The sequence below is a fragment of the Variovorax sp. OV084 genome (genome assembly GCF_900111625.1).
In the GTDB taxonomy this organism is placed as follows: Bacteria; Pseudomonadota; Gammaproteobacteria; order Burkholderiales; family Burkholderiaceae_C; genus Variovorax.
This window is the reverse complement of sequence record NZ_FOII01000003.1, coordinates 29,772-53,619: the sequence shown is the minus strand read 5'-3', so window position 1 is coordinate 53,619 and position 23,848 is coordinate 29,772. Positions and strand designations below refer to the sequence as shown.

The 23,848-nt window shown below is 67.5% G+C and carries 21 protein-coding genes; 11 read left to right on the top strand and 10 right to left on the bottom strand.

What is annotated here, in order from left to right; genetic code table 11:
• Positions 1–2: 2 nt before the first annotated feature.
• From BMW87_RS10295 to BMW87_RS10280, 4 genes are read right to left on the bottom strand one after another with little or no spacing between them, the layout of a single operon-like run.
• Complete coding sequence (locus BMW87_RS10295; protein WP_093076146.1) at positions 3–1,196, bottom strand: acyl-CoA dehydrogenase family protein; 1,194 nt, start codon at positions 1,194–1,196, stop codon at positions 3–5.
• A gap of 4 nt (positions 1,197–1,200) precedes the next feature.
• On the bottom strand, positions 1,201–2,055 hold the full coding sequence (locus tag BMW87_RS10290; RefSeq protein ID WP_093076145.1) for an enoyl-CoA hydratase family protein: 855 nt from the start codon (positions 2,053–2,055) through the stop codon (positions 1,201–1,203).
• Complete coding sequence (locus BMW87_RS10285; RefSeq protein ID WP_093059368.1) at positions 2,052–2,531, bottom strand: MarR family winged helix-turn-helix transcriptional regulator; 480 nt, start codon at positions 2,529–2,531, stop codon at positions 2,052–2,054. The genes BMW87_RS10290 and BMW87_RS10285 overlap by 4 nt, the downstream gene beginning before the upstream one ends.
• Position 2,532: 1 nt before the next feature.
• The gene (locus tag BMW87_RS10280; RefSeq protein ID WP_093076143.1) at positions 2,533–4,917 is read right to left on the bottom strand and encodes a bifunctional salicylyl-CoA 5-hydroxylase/oxidoreductase; all 2,385 of its coding nucleotides are present in this window, start codon (positions 4,915–4,917) and stop codon (positions 2,533–2,535) included.
• A 131-nt stretch (positions 4,918–5,048) separates the two neighbouring features.
• Between BMW87_RS10280 and BMW87_RS10275 the strand changes: the two genes are divergently transcribed.
• Together BMW87_RS10275 and BMW87_RS10270 are read left to right on the top strand one after the other, a co-directional pair.
• Complete coding sequence (locus tag BMW87_RS10275) at positions 5,049–6,317, top strand: SAM-dependent methyltransferase (protein WP_093059430.1); 1,269 nt, start codon at positions 5,049–5,051, stop codon at positions 6,315–6,317.
• Positions 6,318–6,328: 11 nt separating this feature from the next.
• A complete protein-coding gene (locus tag BMW87_RS10270) occupies positions 6,329–6,652 on the top strand; it encodes a DUF1840 domain-containing protein (protein WP_093059364.1) in 324 nt (107 codons plus the stop codon).
• A 6-nt stretch (positions 6,653–6,658) separates the two neighbouring features.
• On the opposite strand, the gene BMW87_RS10265 is transcribed toward BMW87_RS10270, so the two are convergent.
• Together BMW87_RS10265 and BMW87_RS10260 are read right to left on the bottom strand one after the other, a co-directional pair.
• On the bottom strand, positions 6,659–7,684 hold the full coding sequence (locus tag BMW87_RS10265; protein ID WP_093076142.1) for a Bug family tripartite tricarboxylate transporter substrate binding protein: 1,026 nt from the start codon (positions 7,682–7,684) through the stop codon (positions 6,659–6,661).
• 78 nt (positions 7,685–7,762) lie between these two features.
• Positions 7,763–8,689 (bottom strand): LysR family transcriptional regulator, encoded by a 927-nt coding sequence (locus BMW87_RS10260; RefSeq protein WP_093059360.1) that lies wholly within the window; start codon positions 8,687–8,689, stop codon positions 7,763–7,765.
• A gap of 134 nt (positions 8,690–8,823) precedes the next feature.
• On the opposite strand from BMW87_RS10260, the gene BMW87_RS10255 reads away from it, so the two are divergent.
• The 4 genes from BMW87_RS10255 to BMW87_RS10240 all read left to right on the top strand — a co-directional run bounded on the left by BMW87_RS10255 (position 8,824) and on the right by BMW87_RS10240 (position 12,206).
• Positions 8,824–9,588: an SDR family oxidoreductase gene (locus BMW87_RS10255; protein ID WP_093076140.1), complete on the top strand. Its 765-nt coding sequence runs from the start codon at positions 8,824–8,826 to the stop codon at positions 9,586–9,588.
• Between the two features lie 442 nt (positions 9,589–10,030).
• A complete protein-coding gene (locus tag BMW87_RS10250; protein WP_093076139.1) occupies positions 10,031–10,663 on the top strand; it encodes a response regulator in 633 nt (210 codons plus the stop codon).
• A gap of 258 nt (positions 10,664–10,921) precedes the next feature.
• Positions 10,922–11,485, top strand: coding sequence for a CHAP domain-containing protein (locus BMW87_RS10245; protein WP_256216724.1), 564 nt, complete (start codon positions 10,922–10,924; stop codon positions 11,483–11,485).
• A gap of 37 nt (positions 11,486–11,522) precedes the next feature.
• Positions 11,523–12,206 (top strand): alpha/beta hydrolase family protein, encoded by a 684-nt coding sequence (locus BMW87_RS10240; protein ID WP_093076136.1) that lies wholly within the window; start codon positions 11,523–11,525, stop codon positions 12,204–12,206.
• A gap of 40 nt (positions 12,207–12,246) precedes the next feature.
• On the opposite strand, the gene BMW87_RS10235 is transcribed toward BMW87_RS10240, so the two are convergent.
• Complete coding sequence (locus BMW87_RS10235; protein WP_093059356.1) at positions 12,247–12,522, bottom strand: hypothetical protein; 276 nt, start codon at positions 12,520–12,522, stop codon at positions 12,247–12,249.
• Positions 12,523–12,786: 264 nt separating this feature from the next.
• Between BMW87_RS10235 and xylF the strand changes: the two genes are divergently transcribed.
• The 4 genes from xylF (at position 12,787) to BMW87_RS10215 (ending at position 17,080) form a co-directional block, all read left to right on the top strand.
• Complete coding sequence (xylF, locus tag BMW87_RS10230) at positions 12,787–13,809, top strand: D-xylose ABC transporter substrate-binding protein (RefSeq protein ID WP_093059354.1); 1,023 nt, start codon at positions 12,787–12,789, stop codon at positions 13,807–13,809.
• A 119-nt stretch (positions 13,810–13,928) separates the two neighbouring features.
• Complete coding sequence (locus BMW87_RS10225) at positions 13,929–15,119, top strand: sugar ABC transporter permease (protein WP_093076134.1); 1,191 nt, start codon at positions 13,929–13,931, stop codon at positions 15,117–15,119.
• Between the two features lies 1 nt (position 15,120).
• Positions 15,121–15,918, top strand: a complete 798-nt coding sequence (locus BMW87_RS10220; protein WP_093059350.1) for an ATP-binding cassette domain-containing protein — start codon at positions 15,121–15,123, stop codon at positions 15,916–15,918.
• Between the two features lie 7 nt (positions 15,919–15,925).
• Positions 15,926–17,080: an ROK family transcriptional regulator gene (locus tag BMW87_RS10215; protein WP_093076133.1), complete on the top strand. Its 1,155-nt coding sequence runs from the start codon at positions 15,926–15,928 to the stop codon at positions 17,078–17,080.
• Here BMW87_RS10215 and BMW87_RS10210 read toward each other — a convergent pair whose 3' ends face one another.
• Complete coding sequence (locus BMW87_RS10210; RefSeq protein ID WP_093076131.1) at positions 17,081–18,313, bottom strand: helix-turn-helix domain-containing protein; 1,233 nt, start codon at positions 18,311–18,313, stop codon at positions 17,081–17,083.
• Between the two features lie 143 nt (positions 18,314–18,456).
• Between BMW87_RS10210 and BMW87_RS10205 the strand changes: the two genes are divergently transcribed.
• Positions 18,457–20,571 carry a PQQ-dependent dehydrogenase, methanol/ethanol family gene (locus BMW87_RS10205; protein WP_093076130.1) on the top strand — a complete coding sequence of 705 codons (2,115 nt, stop codon included), beginning with the start codon at positions 18,457–18,459 and terminating at the stop codon, positions 20,569–20,571.
• Between the two features lie 21 nt (positions 20,572–20,592).
• On the opposite strand, the gene BMW87_RS10200 is transcribed toward BMW87_RS10205, so the two are convergent.
• Positions 20,593–23,019, bottom strand: coding sequence for a hypothetical protein (locus BMW87_RS10200; protein WP_143062573.1), 2,427 nt, complete (start codon positions 23,017–23,019; stop codon positions 20,593–20,595).
• Complete coding sequence (locus BMW87_RS10195; protein ID WP_093076127.1) at positions 23,016–23,753, bottom strand: hypothetical protein; 738 nt, start codon at positions 23,751–23,753, stop codon at positions 23,016–23,018. Before BMW87_RS10195 ends, BMW87_RS10200 begins: the two co-directional genes overlap by 4 nt.
• Positions 23,754–23,848: the final 95 nt, after the last annotated feature.

The window sequence follows — 23,848 nt, the reverse complement described above, 5'->3', positions numbered from 1 at the left end:
GTTTATCCCCGCAGAACAGATTTACCGATGATCAGTTGTTGGACTTCCGTCGCGCCCTCGTAGATGCGCAGCGAGCGGATGTCGCGGTAGAGGCTTTCAATCTTCGTGCCAACCTTCACGCCGAGGCCGCCGTGCATCTGCAGCGACATGTCGATCACGCGGCTTGCGTTTTCGGTGGCGCACATCTTGGCCATTGCGGCTGCGGCAGAGACGTCGCCCACTGCCGGTGCACCGCGTTGCTCTGCATCGTCGCGCATCCATGCAGCGCGGTACGTGAGCAGCGCAGCGCTGTCGATCAGCGCGGCCATCTCGCCGAGCTTGGCCTGCGTGAGCTGGAAGTCGGCCAGCGTCTGGCCGAACATGCGGCGGCTCTTCGAATGCGCAATGGCTTCAGCCAACGCGCGACGACCCATGCCGAGCGCAGCAGCCGCTACCGAAGCGCGGAAGATGTCGAGCGTGCGCATCGCGAGCTTGAAGCCGCCGTTGAGCTCGCCGAGCTGCGCCGAGCGCGGCACGATGCAGTTTTCGAAACGCAGCGTGGCGAGCGGATGCGGCGCCATCACGTCGATGTGCGCAGAGGTGTCGAGGCCGGGCGTCGCTGCATCGACGATGAAGGCCGTGATGCCGCGCGTGCCACCGGTGGGGTCGGTCTTCGCGAAGACGCAGTAGAAGTCGGCGATGCCGCCGTTGCTGATCCAGGTCTTCTCGCCGCTGAGCTTCCAGCCGTCGGTGGTTGTTTCGGCGCGCATGGCCATCGCGCCCACGTCGGAACCCGCTTCGGGCTCGCTGAGCGCGAAGGCCGCGATCTTGCTGCCCTTGGCAACCGCCGTCAGGTAGTTGGCGTGCTGCTCCGGCGTGCCTGCAAGTGTGATCGCCCCGCTTCCGAGGCCCTGCATCGCGAACGCGAAGTCGGCAAGCGGCGAGTGAAAAGCAAGCGTTTCGCGCAGCAGCACGAGGGCACGCGAGTCGAGCCGTTCGAGCGCGCCGCCGGACGTGCCCGGCACGCAGTAGCGCAGCCAGCCGCCGGCGCCGAGCCGCTGAACCCAGTCGCGGCAGGCGGCACGGTCATCGCGCTCGTCGACTTCCTGCGCAGCGGCCCAGGGCAGCAGGCCGTCGGCGAGCGCGCGATGCGCATCGTCGAAGAACGGCAGCGCAAGGTGCGCAGTCGATGGCGGGGCGGGTGCTTTGGTCATCATCGCGTCAGTCTCCGCCGAACACCGGCTTGCGCTTGGCCGCGAAGGCTTCGTACGCGCGCTTGAAGTCTTCCGTCTGCATGCAGATAGCTTGTGCCTGCGCTTCGGCCTCGATGGCCTGGTCGATGGTCATTGACCATTCCTGCGACAGCATGGTCTTCGTCATGCCGTGCGCGAAGCTCGGGCCTTCGGCCAGCTCGCGCGCAACCTTCGTGGCGGCTTCGAGCAGCGCATCGCTTTCATGCAGCGCGTTGAAGAAGCCCCAGGCGTGGCCTTCCTGCGCCGTCATCGCGCGGCCGGTGAACAACAGCTCCGATGCGCGGCCCTGGCCGATCACGCGCGGCAGCAGCGCGCAGGCGCCCATGTCCGCACCGGCAAGACCCACGCGCGTGAAGAGGAATGCAGTGCGCGTGGCGGGCGAGCCGTAGCGCAGATCGCAGGCCAGAGCGATCATCGCGCCGGCGCCGGCACACACACCGTCGATGGCTCCGACGATGGGCTGCGGGCACGCGCGGATGGCCTTCACCAGATCGCCTGTCATGCGCGTGAACTCCAGCAGCTCGGGCATGCGCATGCCGGTCAGCGGGCCGATGATCTCGTGCACGTCGCCGCCAGAGCAGAAGTTGCCGCCCGCGCCGGTCACGACGATCGCCTTCACGTCGGTCGCGTAGTTCAGCGCGCGGAACAGGTCGCGCAACTCGGCATACGAGTCGAACGTGAGCGGGTTCTTGCGCTCCGGCCGGTTCAGCGTGACGGTGCCGACGCCGGCCTCGTAGCTCCATGCGAAGTGCTCGGCCTTGTAGGCTGCCTTCGCTTCGAATTGCGCGCGCATGGGGTTGCCTGCGCCGATGTAGTGCTTCATTCGGTCTCCACGATCAATTGGTTGTGTGAGTGTTCCTTGACCTTGCCGAGCAGCTTGTGGAGCTGGGAGATCTCCTTGCCGCTGAGGCCCGCGAAGGCTTCGACGATCCAGTCTTCGTGCTGCTGCGCCATTTCGTTGAAGAGCTTGCGCCCGCGCGGCGTGAGGCGCACGCGCCAGGCGCGGCGGTCGCCCTCGACGTTGATGCGCTCGACCAGCCCTTCGGTCACGAGCTGGTCGGTGATGCCGGTCACGTTGCCGCCCGTCACCATCATGCGGCGCGAGAGCTCGTTCATCTTGAGACCGTCGGGCGAGCGTTCGAGCTGCGACATCAGGTCGAAGCGCGGCAGCGTGGTGGCGAACTGCGAGCGCAGTTCGTTGCGCACCTGCTTCTCGATCAGCTGGGTGCAGGTGAGCAGCCGCAGCCAGAGCCGCAGTGCTTCGGGGTGTTCGCTGTGCGCGCGCGCTTCGAGGTCCATGTCAGTGCGTCTCCTCGCCGCTCTGGGCGGCCATCGCGGCATTCGCTGCCGCTGCGAGCTGTTGCTGCTTGGCGATCTCGCGGTACATCTGGTCGCGTCCGCTCAGGTATTGCTTGGGCCAGTCGACGTCGCGGCTCTGCAGCTTGGCGGCTTCGTGCAGCGTCCACGCCGGGTCGGCCAGGTGCGGACGCGCGACGGCGCACAGGTCGGCGCGGCCGGCGGCGATGATGCTGTTGGCCTGGTCGGCGTCGGTGATGGCGCCGACCGCGATGGTCGAGATGCCGACCTCGTTGCGGATGCGGTCCGAGAACGGCGTCTGGTACATGCGGCCGTACACCGGCTTCGCGTCGCGCGTGGTCTGGCCGGAAGACACGTCGATGAAGTCGGCGCTGGCTTCCTTGAAGAGGCGCGCGATCACGATTGCATCGGCATCGGTGTTGCCGCCGGGCGCCCAGTCGTGCGCGGAGATGCGCACGCTCATGGGCTTGTCTGCTGGCCACACGGCGCGCATGGCGCGGAACACTTCGAGCGGATAGCGGCAGCGCGCTTCGATGTCGCCGCCGTACTCGTCGGTGCGCAGGTTGGTGAGCGGGCTGATGAAGGCCGACAACAGGTAGCCGTGCGCGCAGTGCAGTTCGAGCCAGTCGAAGCCGCATTCGACGGCGCGACGAGTGGAGGCGACGAACTGGTCGCGCAGCGTGTCCATCTCGGCCCGCGTGATGGCGGCGGGCAGCTGGTTCTGTTCGCCGTAGGGCAGCGCGCTCGCAGCCAGCAGCGGCCAGTTGCCGCTTTCAAGCGGTTCGTCGGTGCCTTCCCAGCCCACGCGGGTGGAGCCCTTGGGGCCGCTGTGGCCGAGCTGCATGGCGATCTTTGCGCTCGACTGCGTGTGCACGAAATCGACGATGCGCTTGAACGCTGCCTGCTGCGTGTCGTTGTACAGGCCCGTGCAGGCCGGCGTGATACGGCCTTCGGGCGTCGGGCTCGTCATTTCGACGAACACCATGGCGGCGCCGCCGAGAGCACGTGCGCCCAGGTGCACGAGCAGAAAGTCTTGCGGCACGCCATCGACCGCGCTGTAGGTGGCCATCGGCGACACCAGGATGCGGTTCTTCAGCGTGAGCCCGCGCACCTTGTAGGGCATGAGCATCGGCGCCATCGCCTTGCCGCCCGCAAGCCATTGCTCGTAGCCGCCGAGCCATTGCGTGTCGCGCACGCGCAGGTTCTCGTGGCTGATGCGCTGCGAGCGCGTGAGCAGCGAATAGGCGAACTGCTCGATCTCCATGCCGGTGTAGCGCGGCACGTTCTCGAACCACTCGGTGGAGTTGCGCGCGGCGTTCTGGATCTTCAGTACCTCGACGCTGCGGCGCGCTTCGTAGCCTTCGAGCACATGGTCGACCGTGCCGCCCTGCGCGAATTCGTTGGCCAGGTCGATCGCGTCTTCCAGCGCGAGCTTGGTGCCAGAGCCGATGGAGAAGTGCGCCGTATGCGCGGCGTCGCCCATCAGCACCACGGGCACCGAGCGGCCTTCGACGTCGATGCGGTGCGTCCAGCGCTCGCACACCACGCGCGGAAAGCGGATCCAGTTGGCCGAGCCGCGCAGGTGCGTGGCATTGCTGATGAGCGAGTGGCCACCGAGGTACTTGGCGAACAGTTTCTCGCAAAAGGCGATGGCCTCGGGCTGCTCCATCCGGTCGAGGCCATGGGCCTTCCAAACGGCCTCGGGCGTCTCGACGATGAAGGTCGATGTCTTGTCGTCGAACTGGTAGGCATGCGCCTGGAACCAGCCGTGCTCGGTCTGTTCGAAGGCGAAGGTGAAGGCGTCGAAGGTCTGGTGCGTGCCCAGCCAGACGAAGCGGCAGTTGCGCAGATCGACGTCGGGCTTGAACACGTCGGCGTAGCGCTGGCGGATGCGGCTGTTGAGGCCGTCGCTGGCAATGACCAAGTCGGCCTTGTACTGCGCGGCAATGGCCTGGTCGTCGGTGGCGTCGGTCTCGAACACCAGATCGACGCCAAGCGCGAGGCAGCGCTCCTGCAGGATGTTCAGCAGCCGCTTGCGGCCGATGCCGCAGAAACCGTGGCCTCCCGAGCGCACGTGGCGGCCCTTGAAGAACACCTGGATGTCGTCCCAGTGATGGAACTCGTTGCCGATGAGCGCCGCGGTGTCGGCGTCGGCCGCGCGCAGGTTGCCCAGCGTCTGGTCGCTCAGCACCACGCCCCAGCCGAAGGTGTCGAAGGGGCGGTTGCGCTCCACCACGGTGATCTGCAGCGCAGGGTTGCGCGCCTTCATCAACAGGGCGAAGTAGAGACCCGCCGGCCCCCCGCCAATGCACAGGATGCGCTGGAGGTCCGAAGCCGGAGCGGATTTGAGCGGGCTGATGCTGTTCATGGTTCAATAGTTTAGACATAAACAATTTCATGTCAATCCCGATTCGCACCGGGCGCCCGGCGTGCCGCTCGCGGCCCCCGCTGACACGGGTAGTCATGCAAAAACTTGGAAAAATCAATACCATGGGCCCCATGCAAAACTTGATACCCAAGATCGAGTCGCAGCTGGCTTCGCTGCCTGTCCCCATCGCGCTGGAGCTGCCAGATGGCCGGCGCGTTGCCCAGGCGGGAGCCCGCGTCACCCTGGCCTTCAAGGAGTGGACGGTGCTCGCCAAGCTGGCGGCCCGACAGGTGGGAGCCATCGGCGAGGCGTATGTCGAGGGCAAGGTGCAGATCGAGGGCGCCATGCGCGACCTGATCGACGCCACCGTCGGCATGCTGCCCGGCAACCCCGCCGAAACCGACACCGGCTGGTGGAGCCGCCTGCAGCACCGGGCCAAGTCCCACGGTTCGCATTCGCTGCGCAAGGACGCGGCCCAGATCGAGTTCCACTACGACGTCTCCGACGACTTCTACGCGCTGTGGCTGGACCCGCGCCGCGTGTATTCATGCGCTTACTTCCGCACGCCCGACCTCACGCTGGCGCAGGCGCAGGAAGCCAAGCTCGACCACATCTGCCGCAAGCTCATGCTGCAGCCGGGCGAGCGCTACCTCGACATCGGCTCAGGCTGGGGCGCGCTGCTGCTGTGGGCGGCCGAGCACTACGGGGTGGACGCCACCGGCATCACGCTGTCGAAGAACCAGCATGCCTACGTGCAGCGGCTCATCGAGCAGAAGGGCCTGCAGGGCCGCGTGCGCGTCGAACTGCGCGACTACCGCGAGCTGTCGGTCGACCAGCCCTTCGACAAGATCTCGTCGGTCGGCATGTTCGAGCACGTGGGTGCGGCCAACATGCCGACCTACTTCCGCAAGATCCATTCGCTGCTGAAGCCGGGCGGCCTGGTGATGAACCACGGCATCACTTCGGGCGAGCTCAACTACCGCCAGCTGGGCGCCGGCATGGGCGACTTCATCGAGAAATACATCTTCCCCGGCGGCGAGTTGCTGCACGTGACGCACGTGCTGCGCGAGACGGCCGCGGCCGGCCTGGAGATGGTCGACACCGAGAGCCTGCGCCCGCACTATGCGCGCACGCTCTGGGCCTGGTCGGATGCACTCGAGGCGCAGCTCGACACCGCGCGCGAGGTGCTGCAGCGCAACGGCGGCCGCCAGGCCGAGAACGCCGAGCGCGTGCTGCGGGCCTATCGCCTCTACCTCGCGGGCTCGGCCATGAGCTTCGAGCAGGGCTGGATCTCGCTGCACCAGATGCTGTCCACCAGGCCCGACGGCAAGGTCGAGCACGGCGTTTTGCGCGGCGCGCAATCGGTGTACCCTTTTGCCCGTGACTACATCTACAAGTGAGTGAAAACACCATGCTCTATCGATTCCAGTCCCGAGCCTCCCCCGACTTCGTGATGCTCGAAGTGCATGCGCGCCAGTTGCTGGACATCGTCGGCAAGTCGGCGGCCCCGCAGGGCATCATCACGGTCGAGCAGATCCCCGGCGCCATCGCGGCCATCGAAGCCGCGCTGGCGCGCGAGGGCTCCAACGCCCACAACAACGACGACTACGCCGTCGAAGGCCACGCCAACGAGGCCGAGAAGCAGCATGTCGGGCTGCACCAGCGTGCAATCCCGCTGCTTCACATGCTCAAGGATTCGCTGGCCGAGAAGAAAGACGTGACCTGGAAGACCTGAGCTCCGTCAGTCGACTTTCGCGCCTGAGTCTTTGACGACCTTCGCCCACTTCACGTGCTCGCTCGCAATGAGCTTCGTGAAGTCGGCGGGTGAATTTCCGCTCGGAATCGCGCCCTGCGCGAGCATCTTTTCCTTGATGGCCGGCGTGCCCAGCGACTTGGCCACTTCCTGCTGAATCCGGTTCACGATTTCGGGCGAGGTGCCGGCCGGTGCCAGCAGCCCGAACCACGAACTCGCCTCGAAGCCCTTGAGCGACGGGCCTCCCACTTCTTCCACGGTCGGAATGTCCGGCAGGGCAGGCGAACGCTGCGCGCTCGTCACGGCCAGGGCGGTGAGCTTGCCTGCCTTGATCTGCGCCATCGACGAGGGCAGGTTGTCGAACATCACGTCGGCGTTGCCGCCCACCATGTCCAGCAGCGCCGGGCCCGAGCCCTTGTACGGGATGTGCGCCATGAAGGTGCCCGTCATGCTCTTGAACAGCTCCCCCGCCAGGTGGATCGACGTGCCACTGCCACTGGAGGCCATGTTCAGCTTGCCCGGGTTGGCCTTGGCGTACTTGATGAAGTCCTGCACGTTGCGGATGTTCAGCGTCTTGGCCTTGTCGGCGTTCATCTCCATCACGTTCGGCACGGCGGCCACCAGCGTGATGGGCGCGAAGTCCTTGATCGGGTCGAAGGGCAGCTTGGGGTACAGCGCGCGGTTGATGCCGTGCGTGCCCACCGTGCCCATCAGCAGCGTGTAGCCGTCGTTCGGCGCGCGCGCCACGATCTCGGCGCCCACGTTGCCGCCCGCGCCCGCACGGTTGTCCACGATGAACTGCTGGCCGAAGGCCTTCGACAGTTCGGGCGCCACGGCGCGCGCCAGGATGTCGGTGGTGCCGCCAGCCGCAAAGGGCACGACGATGCGCACCGGCTTGGTCGGCCAGGTGCCTTGGGCCCACGAAGGGGCGGCCATCAGGGTCAGGGCGGTGGCTACGGATGCGGCCAGCGCGGTGCGGCGACTGGGCTTGAAGAGAGGGAAAGAAGAAGTCATGCGCGCGTTTGTACAGGTGCGCGCCACGGGCGTCGCGGGTGAAAACCCCGTGAGCCGGTGGGTCGACGCACGGTCGGCTCAGGCGACCTGCATGCGCTGCGCAAACCGCTCGTTGCGAAAACGCTCCAGCACGAAGTCGATGAACACGCGCGTCTTCGGCGGCAGCAGCTTCTTGCTCGGGTAGTAGAGCCACACGGCGCCCGCGTCCTGGTGCCATTCGGGCAGCAGCCGCAGCAGTTCGCCGCTGCGCAGCCCGCGCTCCACGAAGGGCATCGGCAGCATCGCCACACCCAGCCCCATCAGCGCGGCATGCGCGATGGCTTCGGGGTCGTTGAAGATCGCGCGCGGCCGGGGCAGATCGACCGTGACCTCCTCTCCGCGTGCCTGCCGCAGCGTCCAGCTGCGCAGCCGCCCCGTGGGCGAGGAGCGGCGCAGCAGGGTGTCGAGTTCCACCAGATCCGAGGGGTGTCGCGGCCGCTTGCGCCCCTCCATGTAGCGCGGCGACGCCACCGCCACCACGTGGATGCGCGCCAGCTCCCGCGCCACCAGCCCGGCCGACAGCTCGATGCCGCCGCCGATGGCAGCGTCGAAGCCCTCGCCGACCAGGTCGACCTGCTGGTTGTCGAAATGCCAGTCCGGCAGGATGGCCGGGTAGCGCGCGAGAAAGTCGCCCATCAGCGGCAGCACGTGCTCGCGCCCGAAGGCCTGGCCCATGCTCACCTTCAGCGTGCCGGCGGGCTGACCGTCGTCGGTGTCGATGCCGGCCACGGCCTCCTGCAGCGTGGCCAGCGCGGGGCCGATCTGCGCCAGGAAGCGCTCGCCGCCCTCGGTCAGCGTGAGGCTGCGCGTGCTGCGCTGGAACAGCCGCACGCCCAGCCGCGCCTCGAGCCGCGCCACATTCTTGCTGACCGCGGCCGGCGTCAGCCCCAGGCGCCGGGCGGCGGCCGAGAAGCTGCCGCCCTCCGCGCTCTGCACGAAGGATTCGAGGTGATTGAGCGGTTCCATGGCCGCATTTTCATTCTCATCTTCAACTTTAGGTTGAATTTGATTGCGCCAATTGATGGCTACCGCCGAGGGAATGAAATGCCGACACTGAAGGTCTTCTTTCTCCCGTCCTCCTTCAACTGATCGGAAAAATCATGACTTCCAGCACTGCTTCTTCTTCCCCCGTCCTGGCCGGCAAGGTCGCCTTCGTCACCGGCGGTTCGCGCGGCATCGGCGCCGCCATCGTGCGCCGCCTGGCACGCGACGGCGCCGCCGTGGCCTTCAGCTACGCCAGCTCGGCCGCCCCGGCCGACGAACTGGTGCGCAGCATCCAGTCCGAAGGCGGCCGCGCCCTCGCGCTGAAGATCGACAGCGCCGACGCTGCCGCGCTCACCGCCGGCATCGACGAAGCGGCCCGCGCCTTCGGCAAGATCGACATCCTCGTGAACAACGCCGGAGTGTTCCTCGGTGGCACCCTCGACGACTTCTCGCTCGAAGATTTCGACAAGACGCTGAACGTCAACGTGCGCGCCGTGTTCGTCGCGGCCAAGGCGGCCTCACGCCACATGGGCGAAGGCGGCCGCATCATCAACATCGGCAGCACCAACGCCGAGCGCATGCCCTGGCCGGGCGGCAGCGCCTATGCGATGAGCAAGTCGGCGCTGGTCGGCATGGTCCAGGGCCTGTCGCGCGACCTCGGCCCGCGCGGCATCACGGTCAACAACGTGCAGCCCGGCCCGGTCAACACCGACATGAACCCGGTCGACGGCCCCAACGCTGCCGCCATGCACGGCCTGATGGCACTGGCCCGCCATGCCCATCCGGAAGAAATCGCCGGCATGGTCGGCTACCTGGCCAGCCCCGAAGCCGCGTTCGTGACCGGTGCCAGCCTGAACATCGACGGCGGCTTCGCGGCCTGACTGTTGCTCGCCAGGCCGGTCCCTTCTTCTCTACTTATTTTTCTTATTAGAGATAGTAGTAGTAGATAAGGGTAAACCCCCGCTGTGGAAACTGTGCTTTTTTCCATGGCTGACAACGACTTGCGCTGCCTGCTTCGCTGTGCGCACCTCTGCTTTCGGGGCTGCCTAGAAAAAGGAACAACTTAAGGGCGATCGGGCCGGCGGTGGACAACCGGTCCCTTGTGCCAAAACTTTCCCCAGAGTTTTCCCGAACGTGTCGCGGCGAACAGTCGCACGACCGATAGCGGCCTCGATTCCTACGCCACTGAAAGACGCCTCGGCAATCGGTTGCAGGACGAGCGCCCGACCTGTGCCGCGGGCCTTCGATCCGCGAACGCGTGTGGCATCGTCCTGTCCTCCTTCCGCTTGCTCGCGGCCATCCACCTGCCAGGAGGCACATACCATGATCAAGATCGGCATCGTCGACGACCACGCCGTCGTTCGCACAGGCCTGAAGGCGTTCTTCTCTACATTCGTCGACTTCCGCGTTGCCGGCGAAGCAGGCACCGGTCGCGAAGCCATCGATCTCGTGCGTACCGCCGACCTCGATGTGCTGGTGATGGACCTGTCCATGCCCGGCCAGAGCGGCATCGATGCGCTCGCCATGGTGCGCGCCAAGGCGCCGGACCTTGGCGTGCTGATTCTCAGCGGCTACCCGGAAGAGCACTACGCGGTGCACCTGATCCGCCAGGGCGCCTCGGGCTATCTCAACAAGGAATGCGAGCCCGATGAAATCGCCAAGGCGATACGCACGGTCGCGCTGGGCCGCCGCTACATCTCGCCGTCGGTGGCCGAACTGCTCGCGGGCCAGCTGGAGCGCAAGGACAACGCGCCGCCGCACAAGCATCTGTCGGAGCGCGAGTTCCAGGTGTTCCTGAAGCTTGCCAAGGGCGAATCGGTGGGCGCCATCGGAGAGGCGCTGTCGCTGTCGGTGAAGACCGTCAGCACCTATCGCACGCGGCTGATGGAGAAGATGAACCTCTCCACCAACAGCGACCTGACCTACTACGCCATCAAGACGCAGCTCATCGACTGAGCACGCGGCGCGTGACCTCCGGCATGCGCGGATCCGACGGAGCTCGCCTATCCTCGGGGCTTTCATCCGACCCGACCCGCGTCCCATGCGCTTCCGATCCATAGCCCCGACACCCGCCGCGAACATCGCGCAAACCGCCATCGACGTATCGCCAGACCGGCCGGCGGCAGGGGGCTGCGGATGCTGAGCCCCGCGGCCCGGCGCCGGACCGTCATTGCGCTCCTGGTCGCCGGGGCGTTCGTCGCGACTGGAGTGTCCGTGTACGGGGCTGCGACCTATCTCAATCTCAATCCGTCGCGGGAAGTGGGCTCGGTGGTCGACGAGTTCAACGGCGTGAAGGTCTACTACAACGGCGGCGTCAACAACTCCGAGGGACGCAACCTGTTCCGCGATGGCTACAACCTGGGCATCAAGTACCAGTGCGTGGAGTTCGTCAAGCGCTATTACTTCGAGCGTTTCGCCCACCGGATGCCGGACCCCTATGGCCACGCCAGAGATTTCTACGACCCGGCCACACCGCACGGCGCCCTGAATGGCAAGCGCGGGCTGCGCCAGTACCGGAACGCGCAGTCCGAGCCGCCGAAGGTGAATGACCTGATCGTGTTCGCGCCCACGCTCTTCAACCCCTACGGGCACGTCGCCATCGTGGCCGGCGTGACGGACCGCGAGATCGAGATCGTGCAGCAGAACCCCGGGCCGTTCTCGCACAGCCGGGCCCGCTTCGCGATGGATGCCGCCGAAGGCCGCTGGACGGTGGCGGGCGGCGTGCTCGGCTGGCTGCGCCCGGACGGCGGTGGCAGCGCTGCCGGCAAGCCTGCATAGTTTTGCCACCCCTCGACCTTCTTCGAAGACCGGCCAGATGACCACAGTGCAGCAGCAAATCGGCATTTCAGTGGCGGCGGATGTCGCCGTTTCCGCGCTGGCAATGTCGCCGCCTTCGGCCGATGCCTGCCTGGTCCTGGCCCATGGTGCCGGCGCGGGCATGGCACATCCGTTCATGAACGCGGTGGCCGAGGGGCTCGCGCAGCGGCGCATCGCCACGCTGCGCTACCAGTTTCCCTACATGGAACAGGGCGGGAAGCGCACGGACGCGCCGGCCCTGGCGCATGCCACGGTCCGCGCGGCGGTGGCATGCGCGTGCGCGCACTTCGGGGGGCTTCGCCTCTTCGCCGGCGGCAAGTCCTTCGGCGGCCGCATGACCTCGCAGGCCCAGGCGCTGGCGCCGCTGCCGGACGTCGAAGGGCTGGTCTTCCTTGGCTTTCCGCTGCACCCGTCGGGCGCGCCGTCGATCACGCGCGCCGCGCATCTGCAGGACGTCGACGTGCCCATGCTCTTTGCACACGGCCCGCGCGATACGCTGGCCGAGCCGCGGCAGTTCGACGCAGCAATCCAGGCGCTCGGGCCGATGGCCACCGTGCTGGAGATCGACGGTGCCGACCACTCGTTCCACGTGCTCCGGCGCTCCGGGCGCACCGACGAGGAGGCGCTCGACGAACTGCTCGACGGCATCGCCGTGTGGGCGCAAGCGTGGCGCCTCGGCTGAGCCGGGCCGCCGATGCTTCAGCCGGCCATGGCCGTGCGCTTCACGAAAAGGCCGGGACCTCCCGGCCTTTTTCACGCGCGCCTTCGCCCGGATAGCGCACGCATTGCAGCGCCTCGAAACCCTTCTGCGTGACCGCCAACACTTGCACCACGCGCAGGCCCGGCATCTTCGCGATGTCCGCGGCCGAGGGCACCAGCGCGAGCACCAGTCCGGCTGCACGCAGTTTCAGGACTTCATCGATGTCCTTGCGCGAGGACATCACCATGGGTAGCCGCGTGGCGGCAATCTGCCTGAGCATGAGCATGTCTGTGAGCATTTCTTGTCTCCTTGTTCATCGGCGACAAAGGCCGGGAGAGCGTTCGGAATAAGGCCTCCCGCCAGGCGGGAGGGATGCGAAAGGTACCGGGCCGCACACGCCCGCAACGTAGGACCGCATCCCGCGACAAGGGTCGCAATGCGCTCCGGGAATTCCCGGATGCCCAGAGCCCCGCCGCGATGGGATAGTTAGTTCGCCCTTCAAACTAACTAATTTCTTACACGGCTGATCCCTGCGGGGCGCACCAACATTGGAGAGACATCGATGCAACTGAAACACACCCTGGCCGCCATGGCCTTCGGTCTTACGGCCGTGGGCGCGATGGCGCAGACCGTGGTCGGCGTGAGCTGGTCGAACTTCCAGGAAGAACGCTGGAAGACCGACGAGGCTGCCATCAAGGCCCAACTGGAGAAGCTCGGCGCCAAGTACATCAGTGCCGATGCGGGCGGCTCGCCCGAGAAGCAGCTCGGTGACATCGAGGGCCTGATGTCCAAGGGCGCCAAGGCGCTCATCGTGCTGGCGATGGACAAGGACGCCATCCTGCCCGCCGTCACCAAGGCCACGCGCCAGAAGGTGCCCGTGGTGGCGTACGACCGGTTGATCGAGGCGCCCGGCGTCTTCTACATCACCTTCGACAACGTCGAGGTCGGCCGCATGGAGGCGCGCGAAGTCTTCAAGGTCAAGCCCAAGGGCAACTACGTGATCATCAAGGGCTCGCCGAGCGATCCGAACGCCGACTTCCTGCGCGCAGGCCAGCAGGAAGTGCTCGACGCCGCCGTCAAGAAGGGCGACATCAAGATCGTCGGCGACGAATACACCGAAGGCTGGAAGCCCGAGGTCGCGCAGAAGAACATGGAGCAGATCCTCACCAAGAACGGCAACAAGGTCGACGCGGTGGTCGCGGCCAACGACGGCACGGCCGGCGGCGCGGTGGCTGCGCTCACGGCCAAGGGCATCCGCGGCATTCCGGTGTCGGGCCAGGACGCCGACTTCGCAGCGCTCAACCGCATCGCGCTGGGCACGCAGACCGCCACCATCTGGAAGGACTCGCGCGAACTCGGCCGCGAAGCCGCCACCGCCGCCGTGGCGCTGGCCGCCGGCAAGCCGGTAGACAAGGCCGCGCCCTGGGCCGGCGGCGCCAAGAAGATCTCGCTGTCCTCGCGCCTGCTGACGCCGGTGCCGATCACGCGCGACAACCTCGACGTGGTCGTCAAGGCCGGCTGGATCAAGAAGGACGAGCTTTGCAAGGGCGCCTCGGGTGCGAGCGCGCCCGCCGCCTGCAAGTAAGCCGTAGCAACGGACGCGCCGGTCGCGCGTCCATCCGCGCAACGCTGCCGCCTCGGGCTGGCCCATCACGGGCCCGGCCAGGGCAGGTTGCGCACCTGTAGTCCCTGGGGGTTTCAAGAATGAGCAATCCAACACCGGGCTGGTGGCGCCGCACGGGCATCGACCTGCGGCTGATATTGATGTGCGTGCTGCTGGCCGTGATGGCCGTGGTGTTCAGCGTCATGTCGGGCGGCGTGTTTCTGTCGCCCGAAAATCTCTACAACGTCGCGCAGCAGACGGCCGTGGTCGGCATCGTGTCGACCGTGATGGTGCTGGTCATCGTGGCGCGCCACATCGACCTGTCGGTCGGCTCGGTGATGGGCTTCGTCGGCGTGCTGATCGCGTACCTGCAATACACCTCGGGCTGGTCGTGGCCCACGGCCTGCCTCGCGGGGCTCGCGGTGGCGCTGCTGGTGTCCATCTACCAGGGCTGGCTCACGGCGGTGCTCGGCGTGCCGTCGTTCGTGGTCACGCTGGGCGGTCTCATGTCGTTTCGCGGCGCGGCCTTCCTGGTGGCCGACGGCAAGACGCAGCCGGTGAACGACGAATTCTTCCAGCGCCTGGGCGGCGGCTACGACGGCGGCATCGGCGTCACCGCGAGCTGGGTGCTCGCTGCCATCGTGGCGCTGGTGCTGTTCGGGCGCATGCTGCAAAAGCGCCGTGCGCGCCAGCGCTACGACATGCCGACCGAGGCGCTGTGGCTCGACGTGCTGATCACCGCGGTGCCGGTGGCGGTGGTGATCGCCTTCGCATGGGTCATGAACAACTACCAGATCTCATCGAAGAGCGAGCCGCAGGGCATTCCGATTCCGGTGCTGATCTGGGCGGTGGTGGCGATCGTGCTGTCGTTCATCGTGCACCGCACGCGCTTCGGGCGCTATGTGTTCGCGATGGGCGGCAACCCCGACGCGGCAGCGCTGGTGGGTATTCCGGTCAAGCGCGTCACGCTGATGCTGTTCGCGCTGCTGGCGGTGCTGGTCACCATTGCGGCCATCGTGTCGATCGCGCGGCTCAATGCGGGCACCAACTCGCTGGGCACGGGCATGGAGCTGTACGTGATCGCGGCGGCCGTCATCGGCGGCACGGCGCTCGCGGGCGGCAGCGGCTCGATCTTCGGGTCGGTCCTGGGCGCGCTCATCATGCAGTCGCTCGACAGCGGCATGCTGCTGCTCGACGTGCCCATCGGCAAGCGCATGGTCATCATCGGGCAGGTGCTGATCGTGGCCGTGGTGTTCGACGTGCTGTATCGCCGCAAGTTTGGGGAGAACTGAAATGGCAGACATCGACACCTCCAGACCCCTGGTGGAACTGCGCGAAATCCGCAAGGCCTTCGGCGGCGTCAAGGCCGTGGACGGCGTGAGCGTCAATCTCTACCCCGGCGAAGTGGTCGCGCTGCTGGGCCACAACGGCGCGGGCAAGTCCACGCTGATGAAGATGCTCGCGGGCGCCTACCCCATCGACTCCGGCGACACGCTGATCGCGGGCGAGAAGGTCAACATCCGCACGCCCGCCGAAGCGCAGGGCCAGGGCATCGAGACCATCTACCAGACCCTCGCGCTGGCCGACAACCTCGACTCGGTGTCGAACCTCTTTCTCGGCCGAGAGAAGATGACCCCGTGGCGCACGCTCGACGATCACTTCATGGAAGTGCAGGCGCGCAAGGTGTTCCACCGCCTCAACAAGAACTTCACCAACATCCGCGTGCCGGTGCGCAGGCTCTCGGGCGGGCAACGGCAGGTGGTGGCGATCTCGCGTGCGCTGTACTTCAACGCGCGCATCCTCATCATGGACGAGCCCTGCGCGGCGCTCGGCCCCGAAGAAACCGCGATGGTCGGCGGCCTCGTGAAGCAGCTCAAGGCCGATGGCGTGGGCATCTTCCTCATCACGCACGACATGCCCGACGTGTTTTCGTTGAGCGATCGCCTCGCGGTGATGAAGAACGGCAAGCTGGTCGGTACCTACCGTACCGCCGACGTGACCGAAGACGAAGTGCTCGGGATGATCATTGCCGGCAAGCGGCCCGAGGGCAAGGAGCAGGCCCATCACGCCGACACCGCCGCGCTCGCCTGATGTTGTCGTGAAGACGATAGGCGACCAGCAACTGCTCAAGCGCATGAACCGCAGCGTGCTGCTGCGGCTGCTGCGCGCGCAGCCCGGCCTGTCACGCGCGCGGCTGGCCAGCGAGAGCGGCCTCACCAAGTCGACCGTGAGCCTGCTGGTGCGCGAGCTGATCGACGAAGGCTGGCTCAGCGAGGCCGGCGCCACCGTGGCCGACGGGCTCGGCCGGCCTTCGACGCCACTGCAGATCAATGTCGGCGTGCGCGCGCTGATGGGCGTGGAGATTGCGGTAGAGACTGTGCGCCTCGTGTGCGTCTCGCTGCAGGGTGAGGTGCTTCACTCGAACACCCACGCACTCACCGACGGCTCGCCGGCCGGCGTGTGCGCGCAGGTCGCGCGCATGGCGGCCGCCGCGAATGCGCAGCTGGAGCAATTGGGCCTGCGCCTGTCGAGCATCGGCGTGTGCGTGCCCGGCGCGGTGGACGACTGCACCGGCGTGGTCCGCTTCGCGCCCAACCTCGGCTGGCGCAACGTGAGCCTGCTGCCCGCGCTCGAAGAAGCCTTTGCCGCCATTGGCCTGCCTGGCGTGACCGTGCAACTGCAGAACGACGCCGATGCCGCTGCGCTTGGCGAATACGAGTTCGCGGCGGGCGAGGGCGAAGACCCGCTGGTCTTCGTCAACTGCGACGTGGGCGTGGGCGCTGGCGTGGTGCTGAACGACCGGCTCTTCACCGGCGCGCAGGGCATGGCCGGCGAGATAGGCCACACCATCCTTGAACTCGACGGGCCTCTGTGCTCGTGCGGCCGACGCGGTTGCGCCGAGGCCTTCTTCGGCTCGCGCGTGCTGGAGCGCAAGGGGGTCGACCTGCCGCGCGCCGCCGCCTTCTTCGGCGTGCTGCTGCAGAACCTGTGGGTCACGTTCAACCCGCGCGCGATCGTGCTCGGCGGCAAGGCGTGCGCCGAGCATCGCGGCTTTGCGCAAGCGGCGTTCGAAAGCATGAAGCGCCACGCCGACGATGCCGGCATGCCCGCGCCCGACCTGCGCACCGCGCGCTACGGCGCGCTGGCCCCTGCGGTGGGCGCAGCTGCATTGGCGCTGCACGAATACCTGCGGCCGTTGCAGCCCGATGCGAAGGCGCGTCGCGCGCGTGCGCTGGCCCGCGCCGCGGCCTGATCAGTCCGCGGCGTCTTCTTTCCAGCCGCGCAGCCGGCGATAGAGCGTGCCGCGCGACACGCGCAACTGCCGCGCCGCCTGCGACACATTGCCGCCGTGCGCCACTAGCGTTTCCTCGATCAGCTTGCGGCTGTGCTCGCGCAGCGTTGTCTCGGCATGGGGCTCGGGCTCGCAGGCTTCGGCAGCAGGCATCTGCGCATCCTGTTCGATGGCCAGCGGCGTGGCTTCGCCGGGCATCGCCACCGCATGCCGGAAGTCCACGCCATCCGCGCCCTTCAGCCGCGCCTGCACCCACACGCCTAGCCCGCTCGCCAGCCGCAGCGGCTGCGCCGCCTCACGCCGCCCAAGGCGCAGCAGGCTCGCAAGGTCATGCCCCAGCAGGCATTCGACATCGCGCTCGTCCGCCGCTTCGGGCAACCGCCCCAGGAGCCGCGCGCCCGCGTTGTTGAGCCACGCGATCGTGCCGTCGGGCGCGATGCCGGCCAGCGCCTCGAGCGGCGTGCCCAGCAGCGTGGGGCTGGCCTGGAAGCGCAGGATCAGGTGGTCGCGCGACTGCGCCTGCAGCAGCCGGTTCTCGATGGTCGTGGCATAGAGCGCCACCATCGATGCCGCATCGAAGCCGAAGCGCCGCGCCTCCGCCGTGAGGTCGAGCACGCCGGCCAGTTGCCCCGTCACGTCGCGTATCGGTGCTGCCGCGCACTGCATCTGGCACAGCACGTCGAAGTAGTGCTCCGCGCCGTTGACCGTGCAGGCCTGGCCGGTGCTCGCCACGATGCCCGGTGCCGTGGTGCCGACGATGCGCTCGGAGATGTTCACGCCCACGCGCGCGGTCTTGCACAGCACCGGCTGGTGCGCCATGGCGGGCTGCTGCGTGACGTGCACCAGCACGCCCTCGCTGTCGGTGAGGATCACGCGGCAGTCGGTGCCCGCGAGCGCGTGCTCCATCTGCACCAGCTCCTGCCGTGCCACCTCGAGCAGTTCGCGGTTGCGCGCGAGCGTGGCGTGCAGCCGGCTCGGCGTGACCGCGTCGAAGGGCACGATGCGCTGGCGGTCGGTGTGCGTGCGGCTGCAGCGCATCCACGACTGGATCACCGCCTCGCCGACGAGGCCCGAGGGGCGCACGCCTTCCTCGAAGAACTGCTGCCGCGCGAGCGCCACGCGCTGCGCGGGCGTGCTGGCAAAGAGTTGGCGCGGCGCATCCGCCGTGCCGATTCTTCTTCCGTCGAGGGCCATGGTGTTCGCTGCCTCCCGCAAGGGACCGAGTCCGGGACCAACGCTGAATGTGTTCCGCAATGGAACAGCGCCGGACTGGGGAAATCCCGAAGATGAATGCGAAGCCCGCACAGACCATCCTTGAGCCACAAAGGAGACCTGCGATGAAAAAAACACACTCCGGGCTGCTCGTGCTCGCCGGCGCTTTGCTGTGCCTGGGCGCAAACACGGCGGCCACGGCCCAGAGCGCACAGGACCGCGCGGCAGCCGCCACCAAACGCGTGGACGGCAGCTTCATCCGCGCCAACGCGGCGCAGAAGAAAACACCCGACTGGCCCAGCGTCGGCCTCGACTATTCGGAGTCGCGCTTCAGCCAGCTCGACCAGGTGAACGCCGGCAACGTCAAGCAGCTGGGGCTGGTCTGGTCGTACAACCTCGAGTCGACGCGCGGCGTGGAGGCCACGCCGCTGGTGGTGGACGGCATCATGTACGTCACCGCCTCGTGGAGCGTGGTGCATGCCATCGACACCCGCACCGGGCAGAAACTGTGGACCTTCGATCCGCAGGTCGATAAGTCCAAAGGCTTCAAGGGCTGCTGCGACGTGGTGAACCGAGGCGTTGCGATCTACGAAGGCAAGGTCTACGTGGCGGCCTACGACGGCCGCCTGATCGCGCTCGACGCAGCCACCGGACAGAAGGTCTGGGAGAAGAACACCATCGAGGGCCAGAAGGGCAGCTACACCATCACTGGTGCGCCGCGCGTGTTCAAGGGCAAGGTCATCATCGGCAACGGTGGCGCCGAGTACGGCGTGCGCGGCTTCGTCACCGCGTACGACGCGAAGACCGGCGACCAGAAGTGGCGCTGGTTCGTGGTGCCGGGCGACCCGGGCAAGCCCTTCGAAGACGAATCGATGGCGCGCGCTGCCAAGACCTGGGACCCGAGCGGCAAGTACTGGGAAGCCGGCGGCGGCGGCACCGCATGGGACAGCTTTGCCTTCGACCCCGAACTCAACCTGATGTACGTGGGCACCGGCAACGGCTCGCCATGGGCCGCCAAGGCGCGCAGCCCCAAGGGCGGCGACAACCTCTACCTGGGCTCGGTGGTGGCGCTCAACCCCGACACCGGCAAGTACGTGTGGCACTACCAGGAGACGCCCGGCGATAACTGGGACTACACCTCCACGCAGTCGATGATCCTGGCCAACGTGAAGATCGACGGCAAGGCCCGCAAGGTGCTGCTGCATGCGCCGAAGAACGGCTTCTTCTTCGTCATCGACCGCACCAGCGGCAAGTTCATCTCGGCGAAGAACTTCGTCGAAGTGAACTGGGCCACCGGCTACGACAAGAACGGCCGGCCCATCGAGATTGCCGCCGCGCGCCAGAACGAGAAGCCCGGCGACAGCATCCCCGGCCCCTTCGGCGCGCACAACTGGCACCCGATGTCGTTCAACCCGCAGACCGGCTTTGCCTACCTGCCAGCGCAGCACGTGCCGATCAACCTGATGGACGACAAGGACTGGAAGTTCGACCAGAACGCGCCCGGCCGTCCGCATGCCGCGCTGGGCTGGAACACCGGCAAGTTCGCCAACGTCGAGCCGCCCACCAGCAAGCCCTTCGGCCGCCTCGTGGCGTGGGACCCCGTCGCGCAGAAGGAAGCGTGGGGCGTCGACTACGCATCGCCATGGAACGGCGGCACCCTCACCACCGCCGGCAACCTCGTGTTCCAGGGCACGGCCGATGGCCGCCTGCTGGCCTACAACGCGAAGACCGGCGAGAAGCTGTGGGAAACGCCCACCGGCACCGGTGTGGTGGCCGCGCCCTCGACCTACATGGTCGACGGCAAGCAATACGTGTCGGTCGCGGTGGGCTGGGGCGGCGTGTACGGCCTGGCGCAGCGCGCCACCGAGCGGCAGGGCCCGGGCACGGTCTACACCTTCGCGGTGGGCGGCACGGCCAAGATGCCCGACTTCGTGCAGTACCGCATGGACAAGCTGGTGCAGGGCGTGAAGTACGACCCCGCCAAGGTTCAGGCCGGGACCATGCTCTACGTGAGCAACTGCGTGTTCTGCCACGGCGTGCCCGGCGTGGACCGCGGCGGCAACATTCCCAACCTCGGCTACATGGACCCGGCCTACATCACGAACCTGGACAAGTTCATCCTCAAGGGCCCGGCCATGGCGCGCGGCATGCCCGACTTCACGGGCAAGCTCTCGGGGGACGACATCGAGAGCATCAAGGCCTTCATCCAGGGGACGGCGGACGCCATACGCCCGAAGTAGGGAGGGCCGCTCTCTCCTTCTCTACCGGCCGCCGTACCAGTACTGGGTGCTGGCGGCCCAGGTCGAATCCGGGTATTTCGCGTGCAGGGTCTGAAGGCCCTTGCGCGACCAGTCGCCCACCGCCTTGTCCGGGCAGGCGTAGCGCGCCATCTTCACCGCGACCGATAGCGCCTGCGGCACCAGCGGATCAGCGCGGTTGCGCTGCATCAGCGCCAGGCTTTCCTGGGTGAAGTAGATCGAGTCCTGCGGAATGGCGCGCAACTTTGCGACCAGCGCGGCCTGTTGCGCGCGCTCTTCTTGCGGCAGGAACTCGGGCATCTCGAAATCGGCAGCCGTGGCGGCCTGCGGGCCGGTGGTCATCACGCCGAGCGGGCGGCACCACTTGCTGTAGCTGCCGGTGGCCATGCTGCGGTCGTACGCCGGTTCGAGCCAGGGCTTGAGCGGCGTGGGCCGGATGCCGTCTGCCACGGGCCAGTGCGGCGGCAACAGCACCTCGGTGGTGCTTGCCATGCGCTCCAGCAGCAGGTGACGCCAGGCGGCGGTGTCAGTGACCGACAGCGCCATCGAGCGGCGGATGCCGGCGATCATGTCCGGCCCCTTGGCGGTAGCCCCCTGCGACGGTGACGCGATACGCATCTGCGCAGCGCGGCGAGCGCTGGCGTAGTCCTCGGCCAGCACGGCGCGGGTCCATGCGGTCTCCAGCAGGGAGTCGCGCAGCGCGGGCGAGAGCGCCGGGTCGGCCGCGAGCCGCAGCCACATTGCGAGCGGCGCGCGCGTGTTCAGGAAGCGCGTCGCGTCGTCGTCGAAGGTGCTGGCCAGCGGCACCGCATTGGGTTTGGCTTCCATCGCCTCGGGGTCGCGGCGAGCAACCACCAGGCGGATCGCCAGGCGGCGCCATTCCTCTTCCGACGAGGCCGTGGGCAGCAGCAGCGCCTTCACGAGGTTCTGGCCCGAGAGGCTGTGTGCGATCAAGGGCGAATCGGCTGCATCGGCGATCAGTTCGCGTGTCTCCTTGAAGCGGCCCTGGGCAAACAGGCGCTGGGCGCGCAACTGGGTGGCGGCGAAGCGTGCGGGGTGGTCTTCGGGCACGGCCGCCAATGCGGCCTGCAGTTCGGCCTCGCGCTTGTCGTCGGTGGCGGTGCTCACGGGCACCAGGCTTGCCGCGGCCATCAGCCAGGCGAGGTCGTGCGTGCGCTGGTAGTTGCTCCAGCTGAACTTCTCGCGCCACTTGTCCTGGGCGGTGATGCCGCTCGCCGGACCGTTGAAGCCGCGCACCGTGTTGAGCCACTGCACGAGATCCGACTTCTGATCCGGGCCGGCGTACGAACAACCGGCCATCATGCAGTAGCGGAACTCGTGGTTCAGCAACAGCAGCCTGGCGGCGGCGACATCGGGTGCGCCCATGGTCTTCAGGCTGTCGGCCAGGCGCTGCAGGCGCGTGCCGGGCGTGAGGTAGCGGATGCGCAGTGCCTCGGCCAGCCGGTGCACCGACGGATGCAGCGCCTGGAGGCGTGGGTTCTTCAGCAGCGGCAGCGCGATGGCATCGACCGCTTTGGTAAGTTCGGCCTGCTGCTTCAGCGCCTCGGGGCTTTCCTTGCCGGCGTCGTCCCGTTCCGAGAAAGACGGCTCGCCGCCCGGGTTCTGCCGCGCCAGCACGCGCAGCCGCATGTAGGCCGCGAGGTCGCGCCAGGGGCTGGCCTTGTCGGCCGCGATCTCGGTGAACGCGGTGTCGGCCTCGTCGAGATCGTCGGCGTAGAAGCGCTGTGCGGCCAGCTGGTAGGCATGGTCGGCCTGCAGCCAGGCGGGGGCGCGGGGTGGCAGTTCGGGGATGGTGCCGGGCTCCTTGTTGCAGGTGTCGAACACCGCGTCTTGCGCCTGCAGCCAATGCCGCACGTAGGGGGTGGCCGCCTTGTCGCCGGCGGCACGCGTCATGCGCTGGGCCAGCGTCTTCGTGGCATTGCGGAAAGCGTCGCCGTAGAAGCAGTTGGGGCTCGCCTGCAGGCTGTTGGCGTTCCATTTCGGCTGCTGCTGCGAAGGCGCCAGCAGGGCAGGCCTGTCGCGGGGCGACTGGGGATCGAGCTTCGCATTGGCGTCGTCGCGCGCTTTTCGCCATTCGATCCAGGCGTCGTCCGTTTCGGCCATGCCGTTGTCCTCTCGCGGCAGCTTCTCCAGCAGATCGGAGAAGGCCCGCACGGCGTCGGAAGAGAACGGCTGGCCGTGCAGGCGCCAGTACCAGAGCACCTGGTAGGGCACGAGGTAGTCGGTGTAGTAGCCCGCGGGCCGCTCGACGAACTCGCGCACCGGCTGGTCGGGCCGGGTGGTGGCGAAGAACAGGTCCTCGGGGTCGCCGCCGCCGCTGGCATGAGCCGCGAGAGTGCTGCCGAGCAGCGCAGCCATTGCGAGCAGCCTGGCGCCGGCGCGCATCGCGTTTGCTGTTGAAAGAATCATTTATGCGAATCCCTGTTGCCGAGTTGTTCGAAGTCTTCGTTCTTCCATGCGCCCGCGTGGAACACGTAGCGCCGCTTCACGCTGCCGAGCACGGGCCATGCCTCGCCGAGCATCAGCCCCGCCGCGTCGCGGCAGGCCGGCACCGTGGCCGCGCCCGTCGCGTCGAGCCGCTGGCGGATGCGCGCGGATTCCGCCCCCATGCGGAAGTACATCGGCACGATCTCGTCGAGCAGGCCGGGAGGCAGCCACGCGTCGCTCATGCACCATGAGGCGAGCGCCGTGGCCGAGAGCCGCACGCCGCCGGCGCGCACCGGCTGCAGCCGCCGCAGCAGTGCGACATACGCCTCGCGCTGGCTGCGGCGCGCCTCGAAGTCGAGCTGCACCCAGCCCGATCGGTTGCCGTGCTTCGCGGCATGTTCGATGGCGGCGGCAATGGCCTCCTGCTGCGCGTCGTTGACGGGCGAGGGCGCGAGGTTGTCGAGTGAAACATGGACCACCGGCACCACGGTGGTGGCGCGCGGCGCGATGCGCAGCGGCCACTGACGCCAGCTCGTGCGGCTGCGCTCGCCGCTCAGCTGCACCGTGGCATGCAGGTAGGCCACGCCCGTGCCTTCTGGCAGCGCGGAAAAAAGCTGGGGCCGGTCCCAGACCCACAGCAGCGTCTGCGGCTGGGCCATGCCGTCATGCGCCAGCAGGGCCAGGAAGACCGGAAAGGCCGCGCTGCGAAAACGCATGGGAGAGGGCGAAAGGGGCGGGAGGGTGGAAGAAAAATTCCGGCCAGCATAACGAAAAAAGCCGCCTGGCCCGGGGGGCGCAGGCGGCCTTGCGG

Excerpts from the sequence above, each read along its gene's own strand:
- BMW87_RS10295 (WP_093076146.1), bottom strand. The coding sequence starts at position 1,196 with ATGATGACCAAAGCACCCGCCCCGCCATCGACTGCGCACCTTGCGCTG.
- BMW87_RS10290 (WP_093076145.1), bottom strand. The coding sequence starts at position 2,055 with ATGAAGCACTACATCGGCGCAGGCAACCCCATGCGCGCGCAATTCGAA.
- BMW87_RS10285 (WP_093059368.1), bottom strand. The coding sequence starts at position 2,531 with ATGGACCTCGAAGCGCGCGCGCACAGCGAACACCCCGAAGCACTGCGG.
- BMW87_RS10280 (WP_093076143.1), bottom strand. The coding sequence starts at position 4,917 with ATGAACAGCATCAGCCCGCTCAAATCCGCTCCGGCTTCGGACCTCCAG.
- BMW87_RS10275 (WP_093059430.1), top strand. The coding sequence starts at position 5,049 with ATGCAAAACTTGATACCCAAGATCGAGTCGCAGCTGGCTTCGCTGCCT.
- BMW87_RS10270 (WP_093059364.1), top strand. The coding sequence starts at position 6,329 with ATGCTCTATCGATTCCAGTCCCGAGCCTCCCCCGACTTCGTGATGCTC.
- BMW87_RS10265 (WP_093076142.1), bottom strand. The coding sequence starts at position 7,684 with ATGACTTCTTCTTTCCCTCTCTTCAAGCCCAGTCGCCGCACCGCGCTG.
- BMW87_RS10260 (WP_093059360.1), bottom strand. The coding sequence starts at position 8,689 with ATGGAACCGCTCAATCACCTCGAATCCTTCGTGCAGAGCGCGGAGGGC.
- BMW87_RS10255 (WP_093076140.1), top strand. The coding sequence starts at position 8,824 with ATGACTTCCAGCACTGCTTCTTCTTCCCCCGTCCTGGCCGGCAAGGTC.
- BMW87_RS10250 (WP_093076139.1), top strand. The coding sequence starts at position 10,031 with ATGATCAAGATCGGCATCGTCGACGACCACGCCGTCGTTCGCACAGGC.
- BMW87_RS10240 (WP_093076136.1), top strand. The coding sequence starts at position 11,523 with ATGACCACAGTGCAGCAGCAAATCGGCATTTCAGTGGCGGCGGATGTC.
- BMW87_RS10235 (WP_093059356.1), bottom strand. The coding sequence starts at position 12,522 with ATGCTCACAGACATGCTCATGCTCAGGCAGATTGCCGCCACGCGGCTA.
- xylF (WP_093059354.1), top strand. The coding sequence starts at position 12,787 with ATGCAACTGAAACACACCCTGGCCGCCATGGCCTTCGGTCTTACGGCC.
- BMW87_RS10225 (WP_093076134.1), top strand. The coding sequence starts at position 13,929 with ATGAGCAATCCAACACCGGGCTGGTGGCGCCGCACGGGCATCGACCTG.
- BMW87_RS10220 (WP_093059350.1), top strand. The coding sequence starts at position 15,121 with ATGGCAGACATCGACACCTCCAGACCCCTGGTGGAACTGCGCGAAATC.
- BMW87_RS10210 (WP_093076131.1), bottom strand. The coding sequence starts at position 18,313 with ATGGCCCTCGACGGAAGAAGAATCGGCACGGCGGATGCGCCGCGCCAA.
- BMW87_RS10205 (WP_093076130.1), top strand. The coding sequence starts at position 18,457 with ATGAAAAAAACACACTCCGGGCTGCTCGTGCTCGCCGGCGCTTTGCTG.
- BMW87_RS10200 (WP_143062573.1), bottom strand. The coding sequence starts at position 23,019 with ATGATTCTTTCAACAGCAAACGCGATGCGCGCCGGCGCCAGGCTGCTC.
- BMW87_RS10195 (WP_093076127.1), bottom strand. The coding sequence starts at position 23,753 with ATGCGTTTTCGCAGCGCGGCCTTTCCGGTCTTCCTGGCCCTGCTGGCG.